Genomic DNA, 25,218 nt, shown 5'->3' with positions numbered 1-25,218 from the left:
CTACCTTTTATTACAGCTTACTAACTTCGTGCACTCTGACCACTCATTCTTCAAACCTAGGAATCCTTTTTAAAAAAGAAAGAATAGCAATATAAACAACCAATTTTTATAGAATAAACATTTAGCCGGATCATTTTCCTCTCGAAAATCATTAACTATTTGTAGATAACAAGAAAGGAGGTGAGTTAAATGGGACTTCGCAAAGGTAAAAACATGAAAAAGCATGCAAAAAGAGGCATGAAAAAAGTTTATTTAAGAAACTTTTTTAAAAGAAAGCATTCCAAATAGTCGGTAAATTAACAGGACTCCTGACCCAATGGGGTTAGGAGTCTTCTCTGTCTGCTAATTTTATTTTGTTGCTTTTTTATGATGTTTTCTGCGGGCGAAATCATACAAAAAAGGGATAATTCTTGAAAGAGAGGTTACTCACATATGAAGGTTACGAGAAGTAAGTGGGACATTTATCGTGTATTAAAAGAGAACAAAGAGCTTCGTCCATACCTCCCTAAAACTAGACTTTTTTCAAAACAAAATGTAGATACTTTTTTAAATAGATATCATAAAGTAATCTTAAAACCAATTCACGGAAGGTTAGGATATGGAGTCATCAAATTATCAATGCTGCCCAAGGGGAAGTACAAGCTGGAATTCGAAGATTACTATGCAGTTCTTCCTACTAAACATCAGATGCATAAAGCCTTAATTGAGAAAATCGGTAAAGAAAAATAATATAATTCAACAATATATTCCTTTAGCTAAGATTAACAAACAGCCAATTGATATTCGTGTCATGCTGCAACGGAGTGCAACACCTGAGTGGACGATTTGGACGATCACAGGTAAAGCCGCAAAGATTGCCTCTCCAGGTACGTGATTACTAATTCTGCCACAAAAGTACTTCCTGTAAAAGAAGCAATCATGCGTTCTAATATAAAAAAGAAAACACCAAATAAAACAACCTCTGAAATTAACCGTGTTTCTCTCAGAACTGTTGAACAACTTTTTTCCTATTCCACTAAAAACTACTCAGCTATTGGATTAGATATAGGAGTAGATAAGAAAGGGAATATATGGATTATAGAAGCGAATTTAAAACCAAATACTTCTCTATTTCGTTTATTGAAAAATCCTAAAATTTATAAAAGAATAAAAGCATATAAACAGAAATGGAAGCAATATAAAAAAAGCAGAGTGTAACCTCCATTTTATCAGTGGAGGAAACTCTGCTTCTTCATACAACAAACATTATCTTTGGTATGGAATATTTAATAAGTCCGGGACGGTAACGAACTCATATCCTTGCTCTTGTAAAACAGGATGATTTCACGAAGAGACTCAATGGTTTCTGTTCTATCCTCTTCTGCCGGAGCGCCGTCATGCATCAAAATAATCGCTCCAGGATGGATGTCTTCAAAAACATTCTGGGCAATTTCCTGAGGGCCAATGTTCTGCCAGTCTAAAGAATCAACGGACCAGGCAATGACAGAGTATTCCAATTCCTGCAGTTCTTCAACTAATTCATCATACAAAAATCCGTATGGAGGGCGAAATAGCGTTGTCCGGTAGTCAATAATGTTCGCCAACGTATCTTCTGTCCGTGTCACTTCATTAACCAGTGTTTCAATATCGCCTTCTTCCACTAGGTCCGGATGCCAAAATGTATGATTTCCCACAACATGGCCTTCTTCTGTAATTCGTCTTGCAAGCTCAGGTGATTCTTCAGCTCTTGCACCCATTAAGAAAAAGGTTGCCGGTACATTATATTCAGCTAATACATCGAGAACTTCTGGAGTAAACCTTGGATCCGGGCCATCATCAAACGTTAAAGCAACTCTGTTTTCTGTGGTTGGTCCATGTAAAAATACTGTATCTGGATAACGGGCCTGCAGCTCATCAAGTCCCAAAGGCTCCTGAACACGCTGATCTGCTTCACTGCCACCTTTAAGCTCAGGGATACCTCGCTCAGAATCCCTTGATTTATCCTTTTTCCACCACCACTGCACCTCTCCATTTTGTGCCGGTGTATTTTCCTGTGCCAAGCCTTCACCAGCTAAAAATCCAACACACGAACAAGTTAATACAAAAAAAAGCAGGATAAAAACGATATTCTTTCTCATTGATCTGCCCTCTTTTCTTCTAGTCTTGAAATTAGTTTATCTCCCAGTGCAGACCTATTCACTGAAAATGGGTGTGCTGGTTTATTGATGTAAGTCAGCAAAGGTACATACCTGCTTGCAGCTGCACGTTTGCTCAAGAAGGGAAGATCACTCAGCCACACCAATTGCCTTATTTATGACGATAAACATGATCTTGTTGCCAAATCATCTGGTGTCACCGCTCACCGATAGAGCCTGTTAAAGCTTTTAAAGTTCTTTAAACCTGGAATAAACCGTAGTTAAAAAATTCAACTCTTCATCTTTAGTCCTCAGCCACTCATGCATTTCTTCTCCATCCAATAACACAAAGGCGTCATTTGATAGGAAAGCCTCACGATCTGCAATTTCACTTTGTATTTTATTTATTTGATACAAAAGAGCCTCCTTAGCTTTGATTGAATCTTGTTGGTTTGAAAGAACAAATTGATCAACCTCCTCTTTTGTATGTGAGCCATTTAACAACTGTTTAATATCCTGGTTTTCCATCCTGCTTTTCACCCTTTCTCTATATCTTTATCTTTTGCAGAACTAAACCACTTATTCTTACTCACACCAAGACAAAAATAAATGTTGAAAAGGTGTAACTGTTTACTCATCCCATATTGTCTCAAGGATAATCCCATGCTTTCTTTTATCCTTTGTATAAGCAAAGTGACTTGTTGAAAATAGATTTATGGGTTGCGGTGATGCCAACTAAAAGCTCTCTATCCTCCACTGTTAATAAACTAAGATAATCAATATCTGTTATTTACTCATTCTTTTATTGCGGTCAATATTTACTACCATCAATTACGCACCTTTCCTAGGAAAGAAAACCACTCCTTTTTTAAAATGATCATATAATAAAAAAACAGGAGAATAGCCAGGAGGGTTATAGATGGGCAGGATAAATATCCGAGTAAACAATATGGCTGATAACAGCTCCATAAACTTTGGTAACACTGTACATGAGGAGCACAAGGCATATGAAAAATCTCAAGGGGGAAATCTCGTTGTCGGGGATTGGGCGAAGCTGGTTGCCAAGAATAAAAACAAGTTAATTGATCCTGATGGAAAAGATATGACAAGCATAGAGGTTACTTCTGATTCAAATTCTAAAAACGATTGAGCCTTTACATAGGCTCTCCTTTTGATCCAATGGTGCCTGGCACCCGTCTTGGTTGTAACGCTATTGTAACAATCGTTGAGTTCGCGGAGAAAAAAGCTGTTTCATGGTTCACTCAGATTCTGAGTCCCACGCCACACTTGCCTTTATCACAACGACCTCCATCGTTCTGGACTTGTACCACTGGAACGTGTAAACATGTCGGCTACACAATAAAGGTAGACGAAATGTTTATTTCGTCTACCTTTATTGGTCACTGCCATGTTAGATGATGAATGACTCTCAGGAACAAAGCGGCAGAAATCGGTAACCGTTATATATGTTATATCCTTATTCAATATACATTTTTACATTATCATAATGAAGATATCCTACGGTCTCCGGCCACCACAAGATAATAGATTAAGGAATATACATTTTTCTCATTTGTTCAATAGCGGGCTTTCCTTTGTAAAAAGGAGCCGTTACTGTGCCACAAACATTTGAGTCCAGTATGACCCGTTCGCTCCTCCTTCGACGTACCCTACTCCAATATGTGTGAAATCTGAGCGCAAGATATTATCTTGGTGCCCAGGAGAAGCCATCCATTCTTCTACTACTTGTTCTGGAGAGGTTTGTCCTGCAGCCAAGTTTTCCCCTGCTCCTTGAAAATCGATTCCTTGAGAAATCATCATATCAAAAGGGCTTCCATAGGTTGGGCTATTATGAGAGAAATAACCTTCATTCCTCATATCCTCCGACTTTAAGTGGGCTACTTTAGATAGTTTTTCATATTCTTCCAAAGGTTCCAGTCCGTGATGATCCCGCTCTTCGTTAGTCAAGCGAATAACTTCTTTGACAAAGCCTCCTTGGCCTCCTTCCGGTGATTCGTCATAAGTAGGGGACTCTTCTGCACTCTCTTGATATGGAAGTTGAATCACTTGTTTCACGTAGATAACCTCTGCATCAACGATATCTGGGTTGACCTTCAAAATATCTTCTATCGTTACATCATGCTGCTGAGAAATACTCCACATTGTATCCCCGGGTGCTACTGTGTGAGTTGTTTCTTCCTGCCCAAAAATTGTTGTGGGAATAAGTAAAAATAGAGCTATTATCCAAAACACTTTTGCCACTTACCTTCACCTCCGTAAAGTGAAAAAACAAGTCTAAAGATCTTAAGACATACAATCATAAAAGGTTAAAATGAAAAAAATGGGATTGTTTCTTCATTCTAGTATACTATTTTTCTTACTCTATCAGGAAAACTTCTCTTGATTTTCACCATTTTTATGGTGATTACACAGTAATTCCCTATTTCTTCCTATTGTTTTATAAATTTTTCCCCTTGTTCCTCCCAGTTATTCTATGAGACTCGTTTCGAAGGGGCGAAGGTCCAACTTAAAATTCCACCTCGCTATGTACACCCTGCCTCCGCCTAACGACCACAGCGCTTTTACGTATGCCAACCACATTATACTAAGAGAAGGGATCTCCCTTCTCTTCATAGTTTTTAATCCTATTTCCATCTTACAAATTTAAGAAGCGCCCATTCCCCCATCAATTCGATACTGGGCCCCGGTTATGAAAGCACTGTCTTCTGAAGCGAGAAAGAGAACAAGCTTTGCAATTTCGTGTGATTCCCCGTATCTGCCAAGAGGAATAGCCCTTGCCAGCTCTCCTTTTGCTTCTTCAGCATGTCCAGGGTTAAAGCCCTCTTCCAAAGACCGCATCATTCTCGTTTCTACAGGAGACGGATGAATAGAATTCACACGAATATTATGAGGAGCTGCTTCAAGTGCCGCTGTTTTCGTTAAACCAATCACTGCATGTTTTGAAGCTACGTAAGGTGCAACACCTGGACTCCCCATAAATCCTGCAACAGAAGAATTATTTATAATACTTCCTTTTTCTTGTTTCATCATGACTGGTAATACGTACTGTAGGCCTAGAAAAACTCCCCGTACATTTACAGCCATAGTTTTATCAAAGTCCTCAATATCTTGATCTATAATTGGTGCCACTTTCCCTTCAATTCCCGCATTATTAAAGAATACGTCAATCGAACCAAACTCATCCAATGTTTGCTCCACGTATTTTTTGTGTCCTCTTTCTTTGACACATCAGCCTGAATTGCAATAACTGTTCCATGTTCTTTCAATTCTTTCTCTGCGCTGACAATTAGTTCTAAATTAATGTCAACGATGGCTACTTTAGCACCTTCTTGTAAGAAATACTCAGCAGTAACCTTGCCGATACCGTCGGCTCCACCAGTAATTAAAACTACTTTATCTTCAAACTTTCTCATTTTAAACACTCCCCTTACTATTTTTTCATTTCCTACAATTTTATGAAGTCATATTAAAATTAACACAGCTGGCGTTTTGATTTTTGTGAGGATTGTCACTCGTTTGTATTCTTACTACTATTCTCTTAATTTTTTTTTGCTACACGAGTTGCTCACAATAAAAACGCAGAAGGTTTGTGCACTCTGCGTTTTTTAATGAAGCGAAATAAAACTGGTTTATTTAAGAGTATGGTAAATAAGTGATTACTTACTGAACGATCTCTTTTTGCAGATTCTTTATGTTACAAAATTTTGTCAATTTATATTTTTTGAATTTTCTGCCCAAAATGTTTAACAAAAATAGTATGATGTATGTATGTTACAAAGGAGGTGTGCCAAATGAAAAAATTTCTGTTTGGTGGTCTAGCTATAATTATAGGAGCCGTTGCTATTCTTGCCTTAAAAAATAAGGATAAGGAAGGCAAACAAACCGAAGGCGAACAGTCCTCAGTTTGGGTCACTCAAGAAGATGTAGCATAGTAATACTTAAAGATACATGAATAAGAGAAGGTGCTGATAAAAGCACCTTCTCTTATTGTCAGTTTTATATCTACTCTTGGGTTCCCTGCAAATGTTTTTGAATAAAAGCTTCTGTTTTTTCTTCATTGAAATAAACTTCATAACCCTTTTTCTGGTAGACTTCCTGTAATCTACCGTTGGAGGAATCCCCGGCAAAAGAAATTTCTCCTTCGATCTCTATTACCTCCAATTCAGTTGCCTTTTCTTCGAGCACTTGAAGTACCATCTCTTCATACCCAGGGTCCTGGATGTTTCTTTTTATAGTTTCAATCAAATATTTTTGTAAAGGTACGAGGTGATTACCTTTTACTTCGAATATAAAATTTCTATCCTTACCGGCGTCTGATTTCAAATACAGGTTGTCGTCTTTTGTGAAAACCGCTACACATTCCCTGTACTTTCCTTCTCTGTTTATCTCCTTTATACAAAAGAAATCGAACCCTTCCTTGGCAGTAGATATTATTTCTGGTACAAAACCTTTTATACGAGAGATTTCACCTTGCAAATTTTCAATATTTTGTGCTTGTCTCTTATTTTCTTGTTCCAGTTTCATCATTTTTTCGTTTTCCTTTTGAAAAACAGAACCTGATATTTTGTCTTTGAGATCATTTATTCTTTGATTTAGATCCATAATCTCTACACTCCCTTATTCCTGCTAACTCCTATCTTAATGCTTTTCTTTTTTTCTGACTACTATTAACATCATACAGGCTATAATTCCTCTTACCCACTATCTGTCACAAAGAAAATATACGAATATAGCAGTAACAGTAACATAAAAAATTCCTGGATTCATCCAGGAATTTTCTCAGATAACATATTTATAGAAAAATAATAAAGTCATTTTCCAACCAGGGTTTTCAATTGGGAAAACGTGCGGTTTACCCAATTTTCTTTCATTGCTGCCTCATCTTCTGAATCGGTGAAAGCTATGATTTCTCCAAATCGGTTACATTTACCGTACACGGTCTTACCTACATAAATATCTTTAGGAAGTTCATCAACAGGTGCAATAATTTCTTTTTCTCCAATGACCAAAACAGCATGTTTGCCTTGAACAATTCCTTCAATATGTCCCTGTACCATGCATGTACCCCCTTTTTCTTCTATTCTTGCTATCTAAGCTTTCTTCCAAGACCCATCTGAAGAAAAAAGTGAAACTCTCACCTTACCAGTTCGATTTAAGATACCCTAATTCCTTCTTTCCTTTCCTTATTTTTCATTTAATTTGAAATATTTGTTTTATTATCAGACTTCTAAGCACATATCCAATAGAGCTGCCTACCAAAAAGAAACCTGCACGTCATAAGCGCAGGTTTCTATCTAATTCAAAAAGGCGGGGATAACCCAGCCTTTTGTCTTGTTATTATCTATTTGTCATATGGTAATCGTTAATCATTTCAAGCACAGTCTTCTCTTCTTTTACCGGGGTAAATCTTCTCTCGTTTGTCTTCTTTTCTGTTGTTTTCATTTTGTCTCTCTCCCTTTTAATTAATTTTCTGTTTTTTTGGTTAATTTTATTATATGACGTTGTTATAATACAGTCAACAGTTTTTTTGAATTTTATATAACAAAATAGCGGTATTACTTTTTGTTTACTCATTCTGTTACTTAACACATTGTTTGTTATTCACAACGTGTAATAATACATGAAAAAAGCCACCCGGATAACGGATGACTTATGATTCTTCGGTTGATTTTTTCTTTCCAAAGTAAAGCAGACCCACTAACAGCCAGGCAACCATTAAAACGGCTGCGATAATTAAAACGGTTGCTGGACCAAACAAGATAATGAGCGGTACTGATGAAGCAGTAAAGAGTCCTCCTCCAACAATAATGTCCAGAAATAATTGTTTATAGCCAAAGCCTTTTAAAGCCGGGCTTTTTTCTTCTGGGTCTGTAATGTTAATCATTAACAGCCCTGCAGCCGACATCCCCATAGCTTGGGCAAAATCTCCAATAGCCCTCTCAAACCAATAGTCTGGCATAATACGAGGAGCAATATATAGTAAAGCTAATACATTCCACAAAATTGCTGCAACAGACATAATGATAAATGGGATAAGGTATTCACCAATAACTGAAACAGAAAGAGTTGCAAGAGCGGAAACAATAAGTAAATCAAGAGCAAACCCTTGAATCCTGGAAATCATTTCCCCGTCAATGGTTCTGTGCTTAATAAATTTGTCCATAAACAACTGTACCACTACAGCACCTATCATTGCCAAAGGGAAGAGCGGCAAATAACTCATCAGTTCTACTCCAGTGGCGGGCCCCCATGTAAATTCTTCTAATAAAATCAGCCTTCCAGCAATAAAAAACCAATAAGTATGGCAAGTCCTATATAAGCAAAATGAGCTGTTAATGGTTCAATAAATTCAGGCCGAGTCGTTTTCTTACCCGCTGATTCCTGGTTCTCTGCTTTGATAAGACCCACTTTCTTTTCTTCGGAAAAGTTCTCCGGGTTATCAATTATTTCAGTTCTTCCTTTTCTTGCTGCCCAGTTAACGAGCACCATTCCAATAATAACACCTGATAGCACTCCAACTGTCGCAAAACCAACTGCTAAATCAGTCCCTTCTTCAAAACCAACCGCTTCAAAAGTTCCGGATAAACCTGCTGCAGTCCCATGACCGCCAACAAAGCTAATTTCAAGCAAAGCACCGGCTAATGGATTCATACCAAAAACGGGTGTCAAAAAGAATAATACCAGCGATATTCCAACAACATATTGACCCCAGGACAGAAAATGAGCGAAGGTTATTTGCGGACCGGCTACATTCCACACTTCCTTTACATGAGGAATGGTTTTCCCTAGAAATAATGAAGCGAAAATAACATTAATAAGCAGTTCGGGGAGTACACCCCAGACTTCAAGAATTGGTTCAGGAAAAAGGCCTCCCTCATGCACGAGGTTCACCTCACCTGGAACAAGCAGCCCAATCACTTCAGGGCCAAGAAAAAGAGCAAGCAAGCCTGCAATAATAGAGCTTGGTAAAAAATTTTTGCAAGGGGGTGACATACACTCTTATGAGCTTTCCAAGGATCAAAAAAATACCCAAGAGCAAAAAGCTAAAACCCACTACATCTGGTGACAAATCCATAGTTTCTTCACCTACTGTATGAAGTTTGATATCTTTTTTACTCTTTCCACTAGTTTTTTTTAGTAAAACCTATTAAAGCCTGACAAATAAATCGCCAGGCTTCCATGGAATTACTCGATGTGTTGATCTATTGTTTCTACCAATTCAACAATTTCAGGTTTGCTGATTTGAGCACTTGCTCCTACTTTTTCTCCCTTATGAAATAAATCCTCGGTAATCAACGAACTAAAGATAATGACAGGCAATTCCTTAAGCTTTTGGTCCCTTCTAATTTTATAGGTTAAATGATGCCCATCCATTTTTGGCATCTCCAAATCAGTAATCAATAAATCACAATGGCTGCCAGAATCGAGAAATCCCCATGCGTCCTGGCCATTTTCAAAAAAGCTCAATTGCATGTATCCGGCTTCTTGTAATGTATCCTCAAGCATCTTACGCAGAATAGGCGAATCCTCAGCTATCACGATTTTTTGCTGGAGCGATCTCGTGGTTCTAGAGCCTTTAATTGATCCATATGTATACCTACTTGAGGGAGATTTCCATTAAAATTCTTTCATAGTCGAGTAACAAAGCAATCTCATCTTCCAATTTAATTACGCCTATCGTTTGAATGTGAGATCCTTGAGAAAGTTCACTAGGTTTTTCTATTTGCTCCCAGGAAATGCGATGTATTCGCGATACACTCTGGACCTGGAAAGCCACCTTTACTTTATTCAGTTCTCCAATAATAAACTTGTCCTGGTTAGGCTCCGGTGAAGGAGGGTACCCCAGAACCTTCGCTAAATTAACCACAGGAATGACCTCTTGCCTTAAACGGAACACTCCTTCCACGTACTGGTGATGCTGTGGGGTTTTTGTGACAGGAAGTGGCTGGATAATTTCTCTAACTTTTAATACATTTATTCCAAATGTTTCCCCACCTACCTTATACATGACTATTTCCAATTCATTTGTTCCACTTTCAAGGAGTATATTTGATTGGCTCGTTTCCTTCATACCCTCACTCATCCTTTTCATGTTAAATGTATCCTTAGCTCTTCTTCAGACAAACAGAAAAAGCTTCTATGAGTAATATCGGCTTCCTATTTAAAAATTACATAAAAAAAGAGCAGGTTTTCCCTGCTCTTACCTTAATACTAAATATGAACTTCTACATCGCTTTCTTCGCGCAAGCTGTTGACTAGCCCTTGTACTTGTTCGGACTCATTTTGCTGCCTGATTTGGTCTTCAAGGTCCTCTCGAATTTCATCAAGTTCAGGGGCATCGTCTCCCTGCATTTCAGCAACCTGTTCATAAACCTCTTCTACTTCCTCATCCGAAACATCTTCCTGCTCAGTTTCTTCTTCAATGAAACGATCTATTTTTAGTTGCTCACTAATGTCTTGTCTGAGTTCTTCTTCATCAAGGCCTTGCTCTTCAAGGAATGCAATATACTCTTCCTCATCATCCAGCCCAGCCTGTTCTCTTTCCTGCTGAAGCTGCTCGTCCACTTCTTCATCTGTTACTTCATAGCCTTGCTCTTCAGCAGCTTGAGTAAGCAGTTCTAAGCCAATCAGCTGTTCTAACGTTTGATCAATAAGCATTTGTTCACTTTCTTCATCTTCAGGATCTATGCCCTGCATTGCAGCAGTTTGAAGGGTGAATGAATAAATCTCGCCAAATTGTTCGCTTGAGATCGGTTCTCCGTTTACTTCGGCCACAGGATCTGGAAAGTCATCCATGTCAGGCTCATCCGGAAGCTCCATAGCTTCTTCATCTTCAAGCTCCATTTCTTCACCTTCAGGGGCCTCCTGTTGTTCTTCTTGCTCTAACTCTTCATCTGTTACTTCAGGTGAATCAGTATCATCATCTCCACAAGCAGCCATAACTGTTACAGAGATTGTCATTGCAGTCGCTAAAATCCATTTTTTGCTCAAAAGGATTCCCCTTTCTTTTCATGTGCTGTTTCGTATTGTAACATATTCAACTTCTTCTATGTTTTTCTCAATTGTGATGAAGTTGTAACATCCGCGTAACAAAGGAATTATTTCATAGTAACACCTCTGTGATTCTCTCTATATCAAGGTACAGAGCATTTATGAGAAAAAGTGAAAGGAATCATGTAAAATTTTCAAAACCGCCTAATGCTTATGGAAGCACCCCAAAAAACGGTTAAGAGCAAAAGAAAAAGGAAATGAGGGCAGCAAAAATGCACATATAGGAAAATCCTCTTCGGCTTTCATTGTCCTCTTTATATTCAAGTCCTAAAAACAGTAAAAAAGCACCGAACAGTATTCCAAATACACCTGGAATTTCTGTTGCTCCATCTGTGGATATAACTACTAAAGCCCATAGAACAGCCCCAGTTCCTGCTGCCCAACGCAGAATTCTGAAAGTTTTCTTATTCAATTCCATCACCTTCCTTACTTTATATTTTTACTATTTTTTAATTTTTAAAACAAATACGGTATGTGAAATTTTTTTTGAGAGGAAAAGGATTCCTTTAGTAAGGATCCTTTCATCACTTCATAGACGTGATACTTAGCCACGGTCTGTTGTCCTTCCATTCTATTTCACAAGGGACATCAAACGTGTTAGCCAAGTTAGAAGATGTGACCACTTCCTCTTTTCGCCCGTTTCCTGCTGACCTTCCATTCTTGATGAGCTGCATGTGAGTGACAAAAGGCAGAATCTCTTCTACGTGGTGAGTCACATAAATCACTGCAGGGCTGTTCGGTTCCTTTGACAAGGACTCAAGCCGGGAAAGTAAATCCTCTCTCGCTTTAACATCAAGCCCGCTGCACGGTTCATCCAGTAAAAGAAGATCCGGTTCTGCCAGCCAGGCTCTTGCCAGCATCACCCTTCTCTTTTCTCCCTGGGAGAGCTGGTAAAAAACTTTTTCCTCTGCTGCCTCCATTCCAAAAAGAGAAAGGGCTTCTTTTGCATTAAGATATTCCTGGCGCGATAAGGGTGAATAAATACCAATAGAACCATACTTTCCGCTTGCTGCAATTTCTAATGCCGTGTCTCCCGGCTTTGCTCGGTACCGGTCATCAAGTGCATCACTCACCCAGCCAATTTTCTTTCTTACTTCTTGTACATTGACTTGTCCGAATTTATTTCCCAAAACTGTAACATTACCTTTGGTCGGCCAAAGAAATCCAGTAATAAGTTTTAAAATAGTCGTTTTCCCTGAGCCATTAAGACCGAGTAGACCCCAGTGCTCTCCATGGGAAATGGTCCACTCAAATTGTTCCAGAAGCGTTTTTCCCTGAATTTTGACCGTGATATCTTTTAGTTCAATCATTGGATCATTTGATTTCTTCATCATTTTTTCTGCCTCCGCAAATACAGTATCTTTTTAAACTATTCTCCACCATTCGATAAATTCCTTGTTTTGTGTGATGTTTTATTGGTTTAATGGAGCAAGGAAAAAGGAAAAGAAAGAGAAGATGAAGAGATATGTAAAAAGACGGGAAATAAGGGAGGTATAGAGATGAAAAAACTTGGAATGCTATTGTCAATATCATCAATGCTCGTATTTTTAGGGGCATGTGGTGACCAGCCGCCCGCCGATGAGGAAGAAGATATACCAGGCGACCTTGAAGAAAATGAATAGCTTTACTAAACAGGCGGAACCAAAAAGGTTCCGTTTCTTGTTTTGTATCCACTCTATGTTACCCTGATAAATAAACACCAATAGAGAAGGAAGATGCTTAATGCTGTTTTCCCCCTTGCCAGTGGACTTTTATCAAAAATCCACCCTCACACTTGCCAAAGCGCTTTTAGGACACATTCTTATAAAAGAAACAAAGGAAGGCGTTACAGCCGGTTATATCGTAGAAACCGAAGCATATATGGGTCCTGAAGACCGGGCGGCCCACAGCTTTAATAATAGAAGGACAAAACGCACAGAGGTCATGTTTGGTCCTCCTGGCTATGTGTATACGTATGTGATGCACACTCACTGTTTAGTGAACGTGGTAAGTGGTGAGCCTGGTAAACCAGAAGCTGTACTGATACGGGCAGTAGAACCACTCCTTGGGATAGATTTAATGTATGAACGTCGAGGTGATAAAAAGGAAAAGGACCTGACAAATGGCCCTGGAAAATTGACAAAGGCTCTCGGCATTATTAAAGACGATTACGGTCACCCCTTTCATCAGCCGCCCCTTTATATTGCTGAGGGGCGAAACGAGGAATACATTTCTCAGGGACCAAGAATCGGAATTGAAAACTCTGGAGAAGCGAAGGACTATCCCTGGAGATTTTGGGTGACCGGCAATCCATTTGTCTCTCGATAGAATGGAGATCCTGTTTTAAGATTAAAATTCTACAAGTAGATTTTTCAGTTAATAAAAATAGGTAACCAAATTAACTGTAAATTGGTTACCTATTACGTTATTTTTCTATACCTCCCACTCAAAAGAACGGTGTTGATTTTGTGCTATCCTCTTTTATGTTTCCGTTATTGTTCATTAACAAATTGGTATCCCTTTTCCGTAATAGTATATTCTATCCGATTTTCTTTATTTGTTATAATACGTAGCAGACCTTCCCTTTCAAGCTCTTCAATAAAGCCTTTTTCAAAATGAAAGTCGCTTTTGTCTTCCCTTGTCATTGAGTTTGCCTGCAACGTTCCTTTTTTGTTCTTTCCGTCTTTATACAGCTTGTACGCTTCCCGCAAATATTGTTCCTTCTGAACATCCATCGCTTATACCTCCTGTTTGAAAGACAGTCCTTAAGCTTTGTTATCCCTGCATTTAACGCAGGAAATCCCTGAATAGTTTATCATCTTGAATGACAATAACATCCTCTGGATGCTTGTTGGGATGCAGGGGGTTTTCTTGCTCGGCAAAGGTAATACTTCCGTTTTGCTCGAGATCATTGAGTACCTCCCTTATATCCTCTTGTTTAAATCCCTCTTTTTTACCTTCTTCTTCTAATGCGCTGGCCAGGCGATTATCTTTTTGCACCATTCATCATAAAGAAAGATTTTCAGTTCTTTCGGTTTACGATTCATCAGTAATCCCCCTTACCAATAATTGTTACCTATAGTTCTTTACTTTCCCTTACCTCTTTTCACCATTACTTATTCAAAAATCTCCTCCATTGCAATATAAAAAGCCCGGCTTCTCATAAAAGAAACCAGGCTTCCTTCTTAAAGACTAACAGCAGTCAGAGCCAGCACTGTTTTTCATAGTCAGTGACTTATTACCCGACATATCAGCCTCTACATCCAATGTCACCGTATCCACGTGAGAGACAATCTGCTCTTCAATGGCTACGTTTAATCCGTTAATTTCCTTCACAACGTCCGAGTCCTGTGGCTCATCCAGAGCCAGCCCAAATTTTGGACCTCCTCAGCCCATTCCGGCAAATACGACACGAATGTTAGACATGGAATGTTCTTTCATTACATCTTGGATAAATGATTTAGCTTCATTAGTAATTTCCATTCATCTCACCTCTTTTCACTACCCTATTGTAGATTAATATTTCCAATTTGAAAACTAAAAAAACCTCCGGGTGTCTCTCCAAAAACGGGCAAAGTTTTCCCCGGCTATTCCTCTTACTATATTTTCATCATAACGCTTAAGAAGCCAATTTATCAAAGCATCATAATCAGCAGGGGATGACAGGCCTTGAATCGTCTGATCAATTCCATCAAAATCTGACCCGAAACCAACGTGCTCAATCCCCCCTAAGCTGCCAATGTGATCAATATGGCTCGCCAAGTCCTCCACTAAAGCTATTTTCTTTTCTGTAATAAACGGGGGATAAAAAGTAAGTCCGATAAAACTGTTTTTCTGAATCAGTGCCCGGATCTGCTGATCCGTTAAGTTACGTTTATGTCCGCACACAAACGAGGAATTAGAATGACTTGCAATCAGGTACCACCGTGCTCAACCACATCCCAGAAACCATGCTCATTCAGGTGGGAAATATCCGTTACGATCCCAAGCTCCTGGTGTAATTTTACGACATGTTTTCCTTTTGAGCTTAATCCGGCTCCCCTTTCTTCAAGGACACCGTCCCCTAGTTCATTTGCTTCATTCCAGGTGAGGCTTGCCATCTCCACCCCCCAGTGTTTAAGCAGCCTCCATAATACAGGATCTTCTCCTATATAACCTGCTCCTTCAAGGGCAAGAATTGCCTGTGTTTTTCCTTTTATCTCATGTAACGGCTGGCCTGGCTCCCATCTGATGCACGGGTGAGTAATCACTTCTTCATAAAACAAATCCAGCTGTGCAAGCAGAATAGAAAAACGGCTATGCTCGGCAGGCGCAACAGGCACAAACAGTGCGAACACCTGGCATTCACACCTCCTTGTACCAGATGTTCAGCTGAAACGGATAAGGCAGGACTTTTGGAAAAGTTACGATCTTTCGTTTTCCACATTTTCCATAGGGGATCACTGTGAGTATCAGAGATGAACAAGACATCTCCTCCTTTATCCAAAAGTATCGGGTATATGCCCACCCTACTAGAAGGTAACAAACATAAACTAAAACAGACGCCAGTAGATATTGGCAGCCAGAAGTTCAGAGGAGTGAAAAAACATGAATCGTAAACTTCCTTATGCTGAACCACCTTTCCCTGTTCAGCCTCACCATCCTTATTCCTCCCCTCATACGCCAAGAGGGCAGTATCATCCATATGCAATGCAACAGCCCTATCCTTTCCCGGGAGGAGCTCCGCTTCATGGAGGTCCTAGAAGAAACTCTCCATTATCTGCGGTGATGAACGGGTTTGTAAATGATCAAGGAAACCTTGACCTGCAAAAAACAATGACGACAATGAATACAGTAATGCAGACTGTTCACCAGGTACAGCCTCTTGTCAGACAAATGTCCGAGTTATTTATTAAAAGATCATAACCGGTATAATGCTATCCTATGTACAACGATAATAGAAAAGAAAGCAAGGATTTATTCCTTGCTTTCTTTATTTTTTGTCAACGCAATACCATAGGCAACTGTTTCATTTTTGTTTTTCAACATCCACCCTAAGGAAGGATGCTTATCGAGAACAGGATCAGGTCCTACCCTATTTGCAAATCTCTCATCAATAGTAATGTTGATGGACTCTGCTTCCTCATTGTTTTGCTCTTGACCTTCCAGGACAAGTTCGTACTCAATTGTGCCTTGTCAGCCATGAGTTTCTTTTCCCGTAAGATAAATAGAAGCTTGCGTAGTGACAATGCTCTCAAAGACCGCTTTTTGTCCTCTATCTGTAATACGCATGCTTTCACCTCACCTTTCTATTAAGTACAGCGTGCTTTTTATCATACCCTTTGCTTGTCCGTAAAAAACGATTGCTCTGCTATCTTTTCCTAATTAAAAAAGTGAATTGCTCTATCAGCAACTCACTTTAAAGATATGATCTATAACGGTAAAGGTCTGTGAACACTTTTATCTCACGGGGCATATTGCCGTCTTTCTGGGCCTCCAAAAGTCGCTTGTACATTTTTTTTCCTTCACTCGCGTTAGCTGAATGAATCGTAATTCGTTGTGCATACACACCTTGTTCAATCATATGCAATACCACTGCGTAGCCGTTTTTCTCCTTACTTCCCAAGTCATGGTCAAGTGAAAGGTGAGTGATTGGATTTCCTTCCCTTATAAGCTCAATACAGTCATCGGCCGTTTTCGCTAACACATGCTCCTCTGGACATTGACGTACATCATCTAAAAAACATTTAGTCGCTTATTCAAGTAACCATATCCTTATAAAGCAGATTTTCGTTAGCAAGGGTTTCCATCTACTTCTTTCACCGTATCACAATCTGCCATCACTAACAACACCCGCATCCAATTCTCTATTTTGGATGACAGTAAGCTTCTCAATGGCATCCTCTATGTTTATTGTCCGAACAGGCTTTTCCAGCTGTTTCACTTTATCGTTAGCCAGGAAATCTAATTCCTTTATTTTTTCATCTTTGATACCCTGGATTTTCCTCGTAAAAAAGGAAGGAGCTCTTTGATCATTGTCTTTTTCCAGTCTTCAATGAAGTCATCGACCCACGGACGAAGAGCAATTTCAAGCTTGTCTTTAAATTCCACATTTCCTTTTTCAATAAAAAACTCGTGGGAGCTCGTATATCCTTCATAAAGGGAGAGTACTGTTTTTCCATCTACCGTAAGTCCCTTTGCTACAGGATAAGAAGGGATCTCTGTCTTCGTGTCCCCACCTGAAAGCATCGGCTCAATTCTCTCACCTATTTTCTGAATATGGGCTTCGGCTTTTTTTATTTGTCCATTTAGAAAGCGTTCCAGACGGATATACGTTGCCCTGATTTCTTGTATTAAATCATGAGAAAAGAAACGTAAGAACTCGTTGACCAGCTGTCTGAGTCGTCTTTTAAAATCTTCTTCATCAGAAAACTGAAGAGGTGTAAATGTTTTTTTAAATTCATCAAAGTACCGATAAAACACCCTCTGTTTCACATAAAACAAAAGTTCCTCTATTTCTTGAGCAAGTTGCTTTTCATATACATCGGTCTCCATATTTCTTATTTTTCCTATTGTTTCCTCTGATTTCTTTTGGTACATGAGCAGGGTTTCTTTTCTTTGCTTTACTGTTTCAAAAGCTTCGCCTCTAAGACGTAAAAGGCTCTCTTTGGCAAACTTTATATCATCCCAGCATTCTTTCATAAGTGTTTCATTCATGACCTGGTGCCTGAATCCGTGGAATTGATGCCAAAATTCTTCTATGCCGGCATAGTGAAGAAGTTGCTCTTTAGCAACAGAAGGATAATGAGCATCCAGCCATTTTTCCTCGGCTGAACTTAACTCCCCTGACTTTGCTTTGACTCCCAACAGTCCGCTTTTACTTGAAACCGGCAGTATTCTCGGACGTCGAATTCCAAAAGTTATGAGCTCATCTTCTACATGCTTTAAAACAGACGTAAGTTCATCCTCACTTGAAGCAAGATCACTTGCATTTACGATAAAAAACATTTTGTCGTAACGGAAAAATTCCTTTATTCTTCCTAATTGAATGAGAAACTCTTCATCAGCTTTTGAAAAAGCATGATTATAGTAGGTTAAAAATAACAGAGCGTCTGCATTTTTCATATATTCAAAAGCCGTAGCCGTATGCCTTTGATAAACAGAGCTTGCTCCTGGAGTATCAGTCAGTGTCACCCCGCTGTTTGTGAGAGGGCATGAAAGATAGAAATAGGTTTCAGCTATAAACATGGCGTGCTCTTCCTCAGCCGCTGCTTTTTGAAATGTGACAAGGTCTGTTTTCTTCTCTTCTCCCAGGTTTCCTTTATAGGTTCCATAGCTGTGAGCAAAGAGGGAAAGCTGCGCGATCCGGTCACCGTCTAAATAGGTAAAAGGATCTTCCATTTCTCTTCCTCTTTCTCGTTGCCCTCATCTTTCTCTACCTCCGCCTGCTGCTTCGCTCTTTGCAGCATCCTCTCTCGTTTTTGCCACAAAGAGAGAAACTCAGAAACGGAACTCACTGAAGTTTCACTAAATACTAGAATATCGTTAAGATCGTTTAGCAAGTCTTTTTCTGTTTTATACGTAATGCGTACTGTACCATTCTTATTTTTATCATCAGGAGACATGATATGGTTGACGCTGGCCGTTGTTGGGTTAGGCGAGACCGGGAGGTACTCCCCGCCAAGAAGGTATTGGCAAAGGAAGATTTTCCAGCACTGAAGGCCCCAAACAGTGCCACTTGAAATGAATCCTCTTTAAGCCTTTCAAGGCGTTCTAAAAGCCTTTTTCTTACCAATGTCAGGCCTTCAAAAGCAGATATTATGCCAGCTCCCTCTTCTATCCATCGGAGTTGTTCACTGAGATTTCCGGGAGCCCCAGAAAGACAAGAGCGTGAATCATCATGCTCTGCCATGCTCCCTATATTGACGGAAAAACCTTTTCTTTGTTCTTTTGCATTTATTTTAAATGCAGCTTTAGATGGTTTCTCTTCTTCTTTTTCTTCCTCAGTAATATCAGATACACGGTCAATGTAGCTTGTAATCCTCTTCCTCCAAGCTGTTTGATATTCTTCTGCTTTCGCTGCCATTCTCCGCTTTTCTTCTGTAATCACTATTTGCCGCTTTAATGACTCCTGTTCTTTTTTCTTTTGCTCTTCAAGGTTCTGCTTCATTCTCCCAATTACCGGATGAAGAGCTTCTTTAAATAGTAAACGGACTTCTGATACTAACAATCTGCAGTAGGTCAGCACATAATCCTGAGTAAATAAGGCACCTTTTCGTTCTGCTTTGCGAATAACTTCAGAGGTTATTGGAACATCAATGTTTTGGATCTCCTGTTCGATGTCAATATCGTCTATCCTGTACACACGAAGAAGGTCCTGTAATTTTTGCTTTAGATGGATCTCAATATAAGCCCTTACATTTTCCTGTACGGAATGAGTCAAAGCCTCCAGACGTTCCTTTTGTTCACTTTTTGTCTTTCTCCTTGAAAAAAGGCCTCGCACTTTAAAGCTTCCCTGTCGTGATTCAAGATAGCTTCGCGCAGCATTCCGAGTGTGATAGGGAGTCAGTTTGGCATTAGAAAAAATATGGTCAAAGGCCCTTAACAGCTCCCTTTCCATTTCGTCCTCCAACAAAGGAAGAGCTTTCATTCTTTCCTCCATTTTTTCAAGCTTTTTATTAAGCGAAAAGGAAGAAACGCCTTTTTCCCATGTAAAGGTCAACCCTTCCTTTTCTTCTGCGTTGGATTGTTCCCAGGCTATATGTTTTTCTAATAATCGATAAAAGCCTAAAGCCGCCGTTTGAGTAATATCTTTTTCCTTATTTGTTACTCTCGATGACAGCTCTTCCTGTAAAAGCTTCCACTCATTTATTTCCAGCTCAGGTGAAAAGGAAGATATAAAAAACGTGCCACTTGTGACAAGTGATTGTCTTGCTAACGTACTTGCGACCTTCTTTTTAAATGACTTAAAAGAAAGTTCTGCTTCATTATGTTTGTCGATTTGACTAATCACTGCTACAGGGTACATATACCGTTCATTCAACTCTTTGATAAATGCCATATTTTCTTTGGATTCAACATGGTGATAATCCATCAAATACAGGATTAAATCAGCTTCATCAAGCTTTGCTTCCGCTGCCAGGCGATGTGCTTTATCTGTTGAATCAATTCCTGGCGTATCCATAATGATGACATTTGCAGGAATGCTGGTGGCCGGAGTAGCAATAGAGACTTCCGTAACCTCATCACCGTCTTTGCAATACTCCTTTATGGCCTGAAGATCAGTTGGATCTTCTAACAAGACTGGAGATTTTTCTTTGAATGTAACCCTTGCCTCATGGTTTCCTTTTTTAATTTCAACAATATTTGCACTTGTCGGGATAGGGTGTGAAGGCAGAAGATCTTTTCCTAGAAGATGATTAATCATAGTCGACTTTCCTGCAGAAAAGTGCCCGCAGAAGGCCACTTTCCATTTATTCTCCTTCATCTTTACCAGGAGTCGTTCTGCTTTTTTTGAGTTTTCAATATCACCGGCTGCTTTCCATTGTTCAGCAAGTTCCTCCCCTATTTCCTGGAGCATTTGCTTGTTAAAGCTTTTTTTGCTTCATCAAAGTTTGAATTTCCTGGTTGGTCAACAGAGCAGACTTCCAAGTTCTCATTTCCTATCACCTGCAATATCGGTCTAGGGTTCCTTATCTAAGTGTAACGAATTAAAAATTGTCAGTCTACTTTATACTCTAGGTTTCTCTTAATGCAATTTTAAGACGTAACGAATAAATGAAAAGAAAGAGGACGCCGGTAACCGCAAAAACACCAAGGAGAGTATACAGTCCTTCTCCTCCGTAATGTTCCATCATCCATCCCCCGCCTAGCGATCCTATAACACCTGACAATCCAAAAAATGTAGTGATAAAAAGTAAATGCCCTGTAGCCTGTAGTTCTTCGGGCACTAGCTTAGAGATATACTGAAGAGCTGAAAAATACATCCCTCCAAAAGTAATACCGTGAAGAACCTGAAGCCAAAGAACATGACTTGGATCATCCATTCCTGCCATCATAAACCAGCGAAAAGCATACAGCAAACCAGCAATTAAAATAAAAAAGAGCGGGTGAAATCTGCGGAACCATAAGTAAGATAGAAAAAAGACGACTGCCTCAGAAACAACCCCCACAAACCACGCCATTCCAATCAAAGACTCCGCTCCGCCAAGTTCTACAATAAACAACCCTAAAAAACTGTCATTTGCCCGGTGTCCTACCGAAATAAAAAAATCATTCCCAGAAAAAACAGTACTCTTGGTTTCACTCCAAACTGAAGAGCATGAACGATAGTAACCGGTTTATTCGCAGGCTTAGCATCTGTGACCAGCCATGCCATTGAGAGGGCAAGAAGAGTAAAAAGCAAAAAGGGAATGTATAAATAAGAGACCCCCACGCGCTCTAAAAAGAAACCACTGACCAGTGAGGTAAAGGCGAATCCAAGAGAACCCCACATACGAATTCGACCGAAGCTCAAACCCTGCTGCATTGCTGTTTTCTGAGTCAAGCTGTCTCCAAGAGCCGTAGTTGGCGCCACAAAAATAAAGAGCATAAAGCCAAAAATGAACAGAGCATAGAATTCAGTTATCTGAAAAAAGAAGACGCTGACTACGGCGCCTGAACTAAGGCAGATTATAAGTATTTTCTTGATCGTTTTCCACTTGTCGCTCATGTACCCCCAGAAAGGCTGGGCAAACACAGCTGCCAGGGGCCCGATAGCAATCAGCCAGCCGATTTGACTTTGTGACCAGCCTTCATTTTGAAAATATACAGGAAGATAACTGACCAAGACGGTTAGGGCTGAGTAAGCAAAAAACAAGTAGCCCATAAGGGGAAGTGTCTGCCTGCGCATAGTTTTTCTCTCCTTTTCAATCTTTGGCCAAAACGTTGTAGAAAATAAAGACCCCCATTAAGGGGGTGGGTACAATCTTACAATAAAAAGTCTTGTTCAAATAAATAGGAATAAGGGATGTCAATGAAGACATACATCTGCTCATTAATTGGCGAAGAATATGTTCTGATGAGTTCATCCTTATGGATGTCTGTATACAAATCAAGACAAAAAGCCTCTCCCTTCATAATTCATACGAATAATGTTTTCCAGAAAGTAAGGGCGCCAGCTCCAGTTTTTTGATTTATCTTCCGGATGGTACTCCCATGTTCCTTCTACTTTTACAGCATTTCCAGATTGCTGGAATCCATCTTCATTACATATATATACCCGAAAACAAAGGTCATCAAGTCGCTTTGCTACGACTTGGGCAATATGGTCGTAATCCTTTTGGTCTTTAAGATCATGCAGTGCTTCTTGAAGACGTATGTTTAATTTTTCACTCAAAGTAAGCTGAGCCTTAATTTTTTTTCTTTCAAAATCAAGAAAGTGGTGGAAATCCTTTTTTAAGGCTTTCTTTATATTTAAATGGATCAACGAAGTCAGAAAGGTCTTTTTCCAAATATGAACCTTGATAATAACGAGCCCCGTGACGCCAGGCATAGTTTAACTGGTTAAATGTGCTGATTCTCTTAAACAAGAGAGCAGCACCTATCTTTCTAGAGAGCATCGATAAAGAGTGAAGAACTTCCCGATAGACATCAGGAAAGGATCCATCATCAATGAGGTCCATATTCACCTTAATAATATTCGGACGCAAATAAGCAATGCGGTCCAGGTGGGTGCCGCTTTTTTCCACATCATCAATCGCCACTTTTATTCCGACACTTTGCACGTATTGAATAAAATATTTAAGGTGAGATACCTCACCATGAAAATCATGTTCAGTAATGATGAGGACAACCCTGGTCATATCAAAATCCTCATTTTCCTCTCGTGCTCTAAGCCTGGAAATAAATTGGTCGGCTCCATCCCCCACTAACAGGTTGGCATCCACATTTAAAAAAAGATACCCATCCTGCTCCTCGTCAATATATTTCTGAATGGCCTGATCCTGAATATATTCATCCATTTCCAGCCTATACTCTTCAGGAACCGACTGATCTTGGAAAAAAGAGCCTAACTGATGATTTCTTCTTCATTTTTGAACCTGCCGACCACTTCATAACCAATGACATCCTGTTTATCGGCTCCTATCACTGGCTGAAAATAAGGAAGAGCCTTGTCTTTATGTAGAACGATATCTAATGCATCCATTTTTTATCACCTTTTCTATCCGTTACCACATCTCTCCATGTTTATTATATCATGGCTCATCTTATTATAAAAAATCAGGAGCATTCTACGTAAACCTTTCTCGTACAAAAAGCCGGCTCAATCGAGGATGAGCCCGCTTTTATTAGGTTGGCCGCGGCTTGGATATAATCTCTCCAAGCAGTCCATAGTCCACCCCGCCAAGCCTGCTGACAGGAGCCAGCAATTCCGTTTGAATATTTCCTTCTTTATAGAGAGAATCACTTACCCGGTAGGAAACCACTTCTCCAATAATAAAATCACACCGCGGCTCATCTTGTTTCCCCCCAAGTTCCATATGCTGATGGAGGTACATTCCAACGCCACTTTCGCTTCTTTAATCACAGGAACCGTTACTTTTTCGCTTTTTATTAATGTCAATCCTGTTTCTTCCACCTCGCTGACATTCGCTGGATAATTGGCTGCACTTTGATTAACCTGTTCAATTAAGGTTTCATCCACAATATGGATAACAAACTGATTATTTGCTTCAAGAATGTTTCTCGCAGTATCTTTAAATGAACCATCAGGTTTTCGTCCAACTGACACACCGACTAATGGAGGTTCCGCTGTAATGACATTAAAAAAGCTGAAAGGAGCGGCATTAATTGTCCCATCCTTTCCCTCGGTTGTAATAAATGCTATGGGCCTCGGGAGAATACTGGAGATTAACAGCTTATAATTTTCTTTCCTGGATAAATTTTTTGCATCAATGTTCATCTTTCTCACCTCTCCTCTCATCGTATTCTAGATTTCTTTCTTAGGCAACCTCTGAAAACGTCCTCTCTCTTCTAAAAAATTTATCATCTCAGTCAGAGCTTTTTCTGGCTGCTCTTTTGGGAGGAGATGCCCTGTTTTGGGATAAGTAATAAACCTGGCCTGAGACAGTTGGGTAGATAGACGTTCACCTATAGATAAAGGAACTACTTGATCATTCTCTCCCCATAGAAGAAGTGTGTGATGAGCAATACCATAAAGGTCTTCATCTTTCAAATCCCCTTCCCGGTGGCGTATTAAACCAATAAGGGACTGGTAGAAGGCCTTGTCCTTAAAAGGGGCCACATATATTTGATAGCTTTCATCGTCCGCATGCTTTTCATCATACACTACACTTTTAAAAATATTTCGTAAATCTGAACGGTTAATGAGAAAGCGGGCGCATAAGGGGGCAAGAGGCAGATAAGTAGCCAGGCGCAGCCTAATTGAAGACCGGCCTACATAACTGGAAGGAGCCATGAGCACCAGCTCCGAAATAAGGTCTGGGTAATACTTAGCCAGATAGAGGCAGATTTGTCCTCCCATCGAGTGTCCCACCGCGGTTATTTTCTTCACCGAGAGGATTTCCATTAATTCAGCGATTGTAGCTGCATAATTTTCATACGAATAAAGGTAACCGGTCCCTTTTTCACTTTTGCCAAAGCCGGGAAGATCCAATGCAATCACACGTGCAAATTCAGCAAGCTTCGGGATAACAGGCTTAAAGCTGTGAACTGAAGACACGAGGCCGTGGATTAAACATACGTCAGGAGTATCTTTTCCATAGCTTTTTGGCATGTATTCTTCAACATAAACAGAGACATTGTTCACTTTTATATACTTGCCCTCCATAGCACCCTTCCTTTTCTTCGTCCACTGTCATCTCCTTTATATGATTTACACAAGCAATGTTTCCATGTACTTTTTTTCTTTTTCACAATTCAAAGAGTGTGGCTGTAATAAAAACCAATTCCATGTTTGGGATTTAGCTCCTTCGTGCAAAGGGCAAAGAAACAAAACAATAGGGACGGATCACGCAGAAATGGGCCACTTCTTCTTTTGGGGTTAATGATCAAGAGATCCAGGAGGAAGAAG

General features: G+C 39.7%; 36 protein-coding genes and 2 pseudogenes. 8 read left to right on the top strand and 30 right to left on the bottom strand.

From position 1 onward, the window contains the following. The first annotated feature begins 432 nt into the window (after positions 1 to 432). From JCM19033_RS15995 to JCM19033_RS15990, 3 genes are read left to right on the top strand one after another with little or no spacing between them, the layout of a single operon-like run. The gene (locus tag JCM19033_RS15995) at positions 433 to 729 is read left to right on the top strand and encodes a YheC/YheD family protein (protein ID WP_054637037.1); all 297 of its coding nucleotides are present in this window, start codon (positions 433 to 435) and stop codon (positions 727 to 729) included. Further along, on the top strand, positions 704 to 874 hold the full coding sequence (locus JCM19033_RS28375) for a YheC/YheD family protein (RefSeq protein ID WP_157049933.1): 171 nt from the start codon (positions 704 to 706) through the stop codon (positions 872 to 874). Before JCM19033_RS15995 ends, JCM19033_RS28375 begins: the two co-directional genes overlap by 26 nt. Beyond that, a complete protein-coding gene (locus tag JCM19033_RS15990; protein WP_054637036.1) occupies positions 871 to 1,197 on the top strand; it encodes a YheC/YheD family protein in 327 nt (108 codons plus the stop codon). The genes JCM19033_RS28375 and JCM19033_RS15990 overlap by 4 nt, the downstream gene beginning before the upstream one ends. A 68-nt stretch (positions 1,198 to 1,265) precedes the next feature. On the opposite strand, the gene JCM19033_RS15985 is transcribed toward JCM19033_RS15990, so the two are convergent. Beyond that, complete coding sequence (locus JCM19033_RS15985; RefSeq protein ID WP_054637035.1) at positions 1,266 to 2,117, bottom strand: polysaccharide deacetylase family protein; 852 nt, start codon at positions 2,115 to 2,117, stop codon at positions 1,266 to 1,268. Between the two features lie 246 nt (positions 2,118 to 2,363). Continuing rightward, positions 2,364 to 2,642, bottom strand: coding sequence for a hypothetical protein (locus JCM19033_RS15980; protein ID WP_054637034.1), 279 nt, complete (start codon positions 2,640 to 2,642; stop codon positions 2,364 to 2,366). A 391-nt stretch (positions 2,643 to 3,033) separates the two neighbouring features. Here JCM19033_RS15980 and JCM19033_RS15975 point away from each other — a divergent pair, with 391 nt between their 5' ends. Continuing rightward, the gene (locus JCM19033_RS15975; RefSeq protein WP_054637033.1) at positions 3,034 to 3,264 is read left to right on the top strand and encodes a spore germination protein; all 231 of its coding nucleotides are present in this window, start codon (positions 3,034 to 3,036) and stop codon (positions 3,262 to 3,264) included. 461 nt (positions 3,265 to 3,725) lie between these two features. On the opposite strand, the gene JCM19033_RS15970 is transcribed toward JCM19033_RS15975, so the two are convergent. Together JCM19033_RS15970 and JCM19033_RS15965 are read right to left on the bottom strand one after the other, a co-directional pair. Beyond that, the gene (locus tag JCM19033_RS15970; protein WP_054637032.1) at positions 3,726 to 4,376 is read right to left on the bottom strand and encodes a CAP domain-containing protein; all 651 of its coding nucleotides are present in this window, start codon (positions 4,374 to 4,376) and stop codon (positions 3,726 to 3,728) included. Between the two features lie 402 nt (positions 4,377 to 4,778). Beyond that, positions 4,779 to 5,548 (bottom strand): annotated as a pseudogene (locus JCM19033_RS15965) (SDR family NAD(P)-dependent oxidoreductase). A gap of 378 nt (positions 5,549 to 5,926) precedes the next feature. On the opposite strand from JCM19033_RS15965, the gene JCM19033_RS23685 reads away from it, so the two are divergent. After that, the gene (locus JCM19033_RS23685) at positions 5,927 to 6,067 is read left to right on the top strand and encodes a hypothetical protein (protein WP_157049932.1); all 141 of its coding nucleotides are present in this window, start codon (positions 5,927 to 5,929) and stop codon (positions 6,065 to 6,067) included. A gap of 70 nt (positions 6,068 to 6,137) precedes the next feature. Here JCM19033_RS23685 and JCM19033_RS15960 read toward each other — a convergent pair whose 3' ends face one another. The 8 genes and pseudogenes from JCM19033_RS15960 to JCM19033_RS15930 form a co-directional block, all read right to left on the bottom strand. Then, complete coding sequence (locus JCM19033_RS15960) at positions 6,138 to 6,737, bottom strand: hypothetical protein (protein ID WP_054637031.1); 600 nt, start codon at positions 6,735 to 6,737, stop codon at positions 6,138 to 6,140. A 209-nt stretch (positions 6,738 to 6,946) separates the two neighbouring features. Then, a complete protein-coding gene (locus tag JCM19033_RS15955; protein ID WP_054637030.1) occupies positions 6,947 to 7,192 on the bottom strand; it encodes a hypothetical protein in 246 nt (81 codons plus the stop codon). Positions 7,193 to 7,785: 593 nt separating this feature from the next. After that, positions 7,786 to 8,358 carry a hypothetical protein gene (locus tag JCM19033_RS27630; RefSeq protein WP_306301378.1) on the bottom strand — a complete coding sequence of 191 codons (573 nt, stop codon included), beginning with the start codon at positions 8,356 to 8,358 and terminating at the stop codon, positions 7,786 to 7,788. 47 nt (positions 8,359 to 8,405) lie between these two features. Further along, the gene (locus JCM19033_RS27625) at positions 8,406 to 9,080 is read right to left on the bottom strand and encodes a sodium/glutamate symporter (RefSeq protein ID WP_306301377.1); all 675 of its coding nucleotides are present in this window, start codon (positions 9,078 to 9,080) and stop codon (positions 8,406 to 8,408) included. A gap of 240 nt (positions 9,081 to 9,320) precedes the next feature. Next, positions 9,321 to 10,206, bottom strand: a pseudogene (locus JCM19033_RS15945) (chemotaxis protein). A gap of 140 nt (positions 10,207 to 10,346) precedes the next feature. Then, positions 10,347 to 11,126: a SurA N-terminal domain-containing protein gene (locus tag JCM19033_RS15940; protein WP_054637029.1), complete on the bottom strand. Its 780-nt coding sequence runs from the start codon at positions 11,124 to 11,126 to the stop codon at positions 10,347 to 10,349. 235 nt (positions 11,127 to 11,361) lie between these two features. Further along, positions 11,362 to 11,598 carry a hypothetical protein gene (locus JCM19033_RS15935; protein ID WP_157049931.1) on the bottom strand — a complete coding sequence of 79 codons (237 nt, stop codon included), beginning with the start codon at positions 11,596 to 11,598 and terminating at the stop codon, positions 11,362 to 11,364. 112 nt (positions 11,599 to 11,710) lie between these two features. Beyond that, positions 11,711 to 12,520, bottom strand: a complete 810-nt coding sequence (locus JCM19033_RS15930) for an ABC transporter ATP-binding protein (RefSeq protein ID WP_054637027.1) — start codon at positions 12,518 to 12,520, stop codon at positions 11,711 to 11,713. A gap of 165 nt (positions 12,521 to 12,685) precedes the next feature. On the opposite strand from JCM19033_RS15930, the gene JCM19033_RS26315 reads away from it, so the two are divergent. Together JCM19033_RS26315 and JCM19033_RS15925 are read left to right on the top strand one after the other, a co-directional pair. Next, positions 12,686 to 12,808 (top strand): hypothetical protein, encoded by a 123-nt coding sequence (locus tag JCM19033_RS26315; RefSeq protein WP_269758310.1) that lies wholly within the window; start codon positions 12,686 to 12,688, stop codon positions 12,806 to 12,808. 100 nt (positions 12,809 to 12,908) lie between these two features. After that, complete coding sequence (locus JCM19033_RS15925; RefSeq protein WP_054637026.1) at positions 12,909 to 13,493, top strand: DNA-3-methyladenine glycosylase; 585 nt, start codon at positions 12,909 to 12,911, stop codon at positions 13,491 to 13,493. A gap of 164 nt (positions 13,494 to 13,657) precedes the next feature. Here the strand turns inward: JCM19033_RS15925 and JCM19033_RS15920 are convergent, their stop codons facing one another. From JCM19033_RS15920 to JCM19033_RS15905, 5 genes are all read right to left on the bottom strand, one after another. Then, positions 13,658 to 13,900 carry a hypothetical protein gene (locus tag JCM19033_RS15920; protein WP_054637025.1) on the bottom strand — a complete coding sequence of 81 codons (243 nt, stop codon included), beginning with the start codon at positions 13,898 to 13,900 and terminating at the stop codon, positions 13,658 to 13,660. A gap of 52 nt (positions 13,901 to 13,952) precedes the next feature. Next, a complete protein-coding gene (locus JCM19033_RS15915; RefSeq protein ID WP_054637024.1) occupies positions 13,953 to 14,168 on the bottom strand; it encodes a hypothetical protein in 216 nt (71 codons plus the stop codon). Between the two features lie 189 nt (positions 14,169 to 14,357). Beyond that, positions 14,358 to 14,501, bottom strand: coding sequence for a hypothetical protein (locus JCM19033_RS23680; protein WP_157049929.1), 144 nt, complete (start codon positions 14,499 to 14,501; stop codon positions 14,358 to 14,360). Between the two features lie 201 nt (positions 14,502 to 14,702). Beyond that, positions 14,703 to 15,053 (bottom strand): dipeptidase, encoded by a 351-nt coding sequence (locus JCM19033_RS15910; RefSeq protein WP_054637023.1) that lies wholly within the window; start codon positions 15,051 to 15,053, stop codon positions 14,703 to 14,705. A gap of 26 nt (positions 15,054 to 15,079) precedes the next feature. Beyond that, the gene (locus tag JCM19033_RS15905) at positions 15,080 to 15,502 is read right to left on the bottom strand and encodes a membrane dipeptidase (protein ID WP_054637022.1); all 423 of its coding nucleotides are present in this window, start codon (positions 15,500 to 15,502) and stop codon (positions 15,080 to 15,082) included. Positions 15,503 to 15,752: 250 nt separating this feature from the next. Here JCM19033_RS15905 and JCM19033_RS15900 point away from each other — a divergent pair, with 250 nt between their 5' ends. Next, the gene (locus JCM19033_RS15900) at positions 15,753 to 16,070 is read left to right on the top strand and encodes a YppG family protein (RefSeq protein WP_054637021.1); all 318 of its coding nucleotides are present in this window, start codon (positions 15,753 to 15,755) and stop codon (positions 16,068 to 16,070) included. 493 nt (positions 16,071 to 16,563) lie between these two features. Here the strand turns inward: JCM19033_RS15900 and JCM19033_RS15895 are convergent, their stop codons facing one another. From JCM19033_RS15895 to JCM19033_RS15850, 13 genes are all read right to left on the bottom strand, one after another. Next, positions 16,564 to 16,851, bottom strand: a complete 288-nt coding sequence (locus JCM19033_RS15895; protein WP_054637020.1) for a cyclic-phosphate processing receiver domain-containing protein — start codon at positions 16,849 to 16,851, stop codon at positions 16,564 to 16,566. Positions 16,852 to 17,117: 266 nt separating this feature from the next. Beyond that, a complete protein-coding gene (locus tag JCM19033_RS15890) occupies positions 17,118 to 18,545 on the bottom strand; it encodes a dynamin family protein (protein ID WP_054637019.1) in 1,428 nt (475 codons plus the stop codon). Beyond that, positions 18,521 to 18,706 (bottom strand): hypothetical protein, encoded by a 186-nt coding sequence (locus JCM19033_RS24380; protein ID WP_054637018.1) that lies wholly within the window; start codon positions 18,704 to 18,706, stop codon positions 18,521 to 18,523. The genes JCM19033_RS15890 and JCM19033_RS24380 overlap by 25 nt, the downstream gene beginning before the upstream one ends. Next, positions 18,700 to 20,724: a dynamin family protein gene (locus JCM19033_RS28370; protein ID WP_054637017.1), complete on the bottom strand. Its 2,025-nt coding sequence runs from the start codon at positions 20,722 to 20,724 to the stop codon at positions 18,700 to 18,702. Before JCM19033_RS28370 ends, JCM19033_RS24380 begins: the two co-directional genes overlap by 7 nt. Positions 20,725 to 20,881: 157 nt before the next feature. Further along, positions 20,882 to 21,409 (bottom strand): MFS transporter, encoded by a 528-nt coding sequence (locus tag JCM19033_RS28365; protein WP_374701259.1) that lies wholly within the window; start codon positions 21,407 to 21,409, stop codon positions 20,882 to 20,884. Further along, a complete protein-coding gene (locus JCM19033_RS28360) occupies positions 21,400 to 22,035 on the bottom strand; it encodes an MFS transporter (protein WP_054637015.1) in 636 nt (211 codons plus the stop codon). Before JCM19033_RS28360 ends, JCM19033_RS28365 begins: the two co-directional genes overlap by 10 nt. A 77-nt stretch (positions 22,036 to 22,112) precedes the next feature. Next, positions 22,113 to 22,262: an EAL-associated domain-containing protein gene (locus tag JCM19033_RS26310; RefSeq protein WP_269758309.1), complete on the bottom strand. Its 150-nt coding sequence runs from the start codon at positions 22,260 to 22,262 to the stop codon at positions 22,113 to 22,115. Beyond that, positions 22,237 to 22,611, bottom strand: coding sequence for an EAL-associated domain-containing protein (locus JCM19033_RS26305; RefSeq protein ID WP_054637014.1), 375 nt, complete (start codon positions 22,609 to 22,611; stop codon positions 22,237 to 22,239). The genes JCM19033_RS26310 and JCM19033_RS26305 overlap by 26 nt, the downstream gene beginning before the upstream one ends. After that, complete coding sequence (locus JCM19033_RS26300; protein ID WP_054637013.1) at positions 22,556 to 23,146, bottom strand: EAL domain-containing protein; 591 nt, start codon at positions 23,144 to 23,146, stop codon at positions 22,556 to 22,558. Before JCM19033_RS26300 ends, JCM19033_RS26305 begins: the two co-directional genes overlap by 56 nt. Positions 23,147 to 23,193: 47 nt before the next feature. Next, positions 23,194 to 23,331, bottom strand: coding sequence for a hypothetical protein (locus tag JCM19033_RS26295; protein WP_269758308.1), 138 nt, complete (start codon positions 23,329 to 23,331; stop codon positions 23,194 to 23,196). A gap of 142 nt (positions 23,332 to 23,473) precedes the next feature. Then, positions 23,474 to 23,611, bottom strand: coding sequence for a hypothetical protein (locus JCM19033_RS27620; RefSeq protein ID WP_306301376.1), 138 nt, complete (start codon positions 23,609 to 23,611; stop codon positions 23,474 to 23,476). Next, on the bottom strand, positions 23,593 to 24,087 hold the full coding sequence (locus JCM19033_RS15855; protein ID WP_306301375.1) for a flavin reductase family protein: 495 nt from the start codon (positions 24,085 to 24,087) through the stop codon (positions 23,593 to 23,595). The genes JCM19033_RS27620 and JCM19033_RS15855 overlap by 19 nt, the downstream gene beginning before the upstream one ends. 27 nt (positions 24,088 to 24,114) lie before the next feature. Further along, positions 24,115 to 24,975: an alpha/beta fold hydrolase gene (locus tag JCM19033_RS15850; RefSeq protein WP_054637012.1), complete on the bottom strand. Its 861-nt coding sequence runs from the start codon at positions 24,973 to 24,975 to the stop codon at positions 24,115 to 24,117. Between the last annotated feature and the right edge of the window lie 243 nt (positions 24,976 to 25,218).

Source organism: Thalassobacillus sp. C254 (genome assembly GCF_001310615.1).
Note: the sequence above shows the minus strand (reverse complement) of the source record. Positions and strands in the feature narration are given on the sequence as shown.

Bases quoted from the DNA above. Each gene is read 5' to 3' on its own strand.
- JCM19033_RS15850 (WP_054637012.1), bottom strand. From the start codon at position 24,975: ATGGAGGGCAAGTATATAAAAGTGAACAATGTCTCTGTTTATGTTGAA.
- JCM19033_RS28360 (WP_054637015.1), bottom strand. From the start codon at position 22,035: ATGCGCAGGCAGACACTTCCCCTTATGGGCTACTTGTTTTTTGCTTAC.
- JCM19033_RS15900 (WP_054637021.1), top strand. From the start codon at position 15,753: ATGAATCGTAAACTTCCTTATGCTGAACCACCTTTCCCTGTTCAGCCT.
- JCM19033_RS26300 (WP_054637013.1), bottom strand. From the start codon at position 23,146: ATGGATGAATATATTCAGGATCAGGCCATTCAGAAATATATTGACGAG.
- JCM19033_RS15980 (WP_054637034.1), bottom strand. From the start codon at position 2,642: ATGGAAAACCAGGATATTAAACAGTTGTTAAATGGCTCACATACAAAA.
- JCM19033_RS15920 (WP_054637025.1), bottom strand. From the start codon at position 13,900: ATGGATGTTCAGAAGGAACAATATTTGCGGGAAGCGTACAAGCTGTAT.
- JCM19033_RS23685 (WP_157049932.1), top strand. From the start codon at position 5,927: ATGAAAAAATTTCTGTTTGGTGGTCTAGCTATAATTATAGGAGCCGTT.
- JCM19033_RS15855 (WP_306301375.1), bottom strand. From the start codon at position 24,087: ATGAACATTGATGCAAAAAATTTATCCAGGAAAGAAAATTATAAGCTG.
- JCM19033_RS15930 (WP_054637027.1), bottom strand. From the start codon at position 12,520: ATGATGAAGAAATCAAATGATCCAATGATTGAACTAAAAGATATCACG.
- JCM19033_RS15955 (WP_054637030.1), bottom strand. From the start codon at position 7,192: ATGGTACAGGGACATATTGAAGGAATTGTTCAAGGCAAACATGCTGTT.
- JCM19033_RS15995 (WP_054637037.1), top strand. From the start codon at position 433: ATGAAGGTTACGAGAAGTAAGTGGGACATTTATCGTGTATTAAAAGAG.
- JCM19033_RS15925 (WP_054637026.1), top strand. From the start codon at position 12,909: ATGCTGTTTTCCCCCTTGCCAGTGGACTTTTATCAAAAATCCACCCTC.
- JCM19033_RS15960 (WP_054637031.1), bottom strand. From the start codon at position 6,737: ATGGATCTAAATCAAAGAATAAATGATCTCAAAGACAAAATATCAGGT.
- JCM19033_RS26310 (WP_269758309.1), bottom strand. From the start codon at position 22,262: ATGAAGGGAGAGGCTTTTTGTCTTGATTTGTATACAGACATCCATAAG.
- JCM19033_RS15985 (WP_054637035.1), bottom strand. From the start codon at position 2,117: ATGAGAAAGAATATCGTTTTTATCCTGCTTTTTTTTGTATTAACTTGT.
- JCM19033_RS26315 (WP_269758310.1), top strand. From the start codon at position 12,686: ATGAAAAAACTTGGAATGCTATTGTCAATATCATCAATGCTCGTATTT.
- JCM19033_RS27630 (WP_306301378.1), bottom strand. From the start codon at position 8,358: ATGAGTTATTTGCCGCTCTTCCCTTTGGCAATGATAGGTGCTGTAGTG.
- JCM19033_RS15975 (WP_054637033.1), top strand. From the start codon at position 3,034: ATGGGCAGGATAAATATCCGAGTAAACAATATGGCTGATAACAGCTCC.
- JCM19033_RS15915 (WP_054637024.1), bottom strand. From the start codon at position 14,168: ATGGTGCAAAAAGATAATCGCCTGGCCAGCGCATTAGAAGAAGAAGGT.
- JCM19033_RS28370 (WP_054637017.1), bottom strand. From the start codon at position 20,724: ATGCTCCAGGAAATAGGGGAGGAACTTGCTGAACAATGGAAAGCAGCC.
- JCM19033_RS26295 (WP_269758308.1), bottom strand. From the start codon at position 23,331: ATGGATGCATTAGATATCGTTCTACATAAAGACAAGGCTCTTCCTTAT.
- JCM19033_RS15890 (WP_054637019.1), bottom strand. From the start codon at position 18,545: ATGGAAGATCCTTTTACCTATTTAGACGGTGACCGGATCGCGCAGCTT.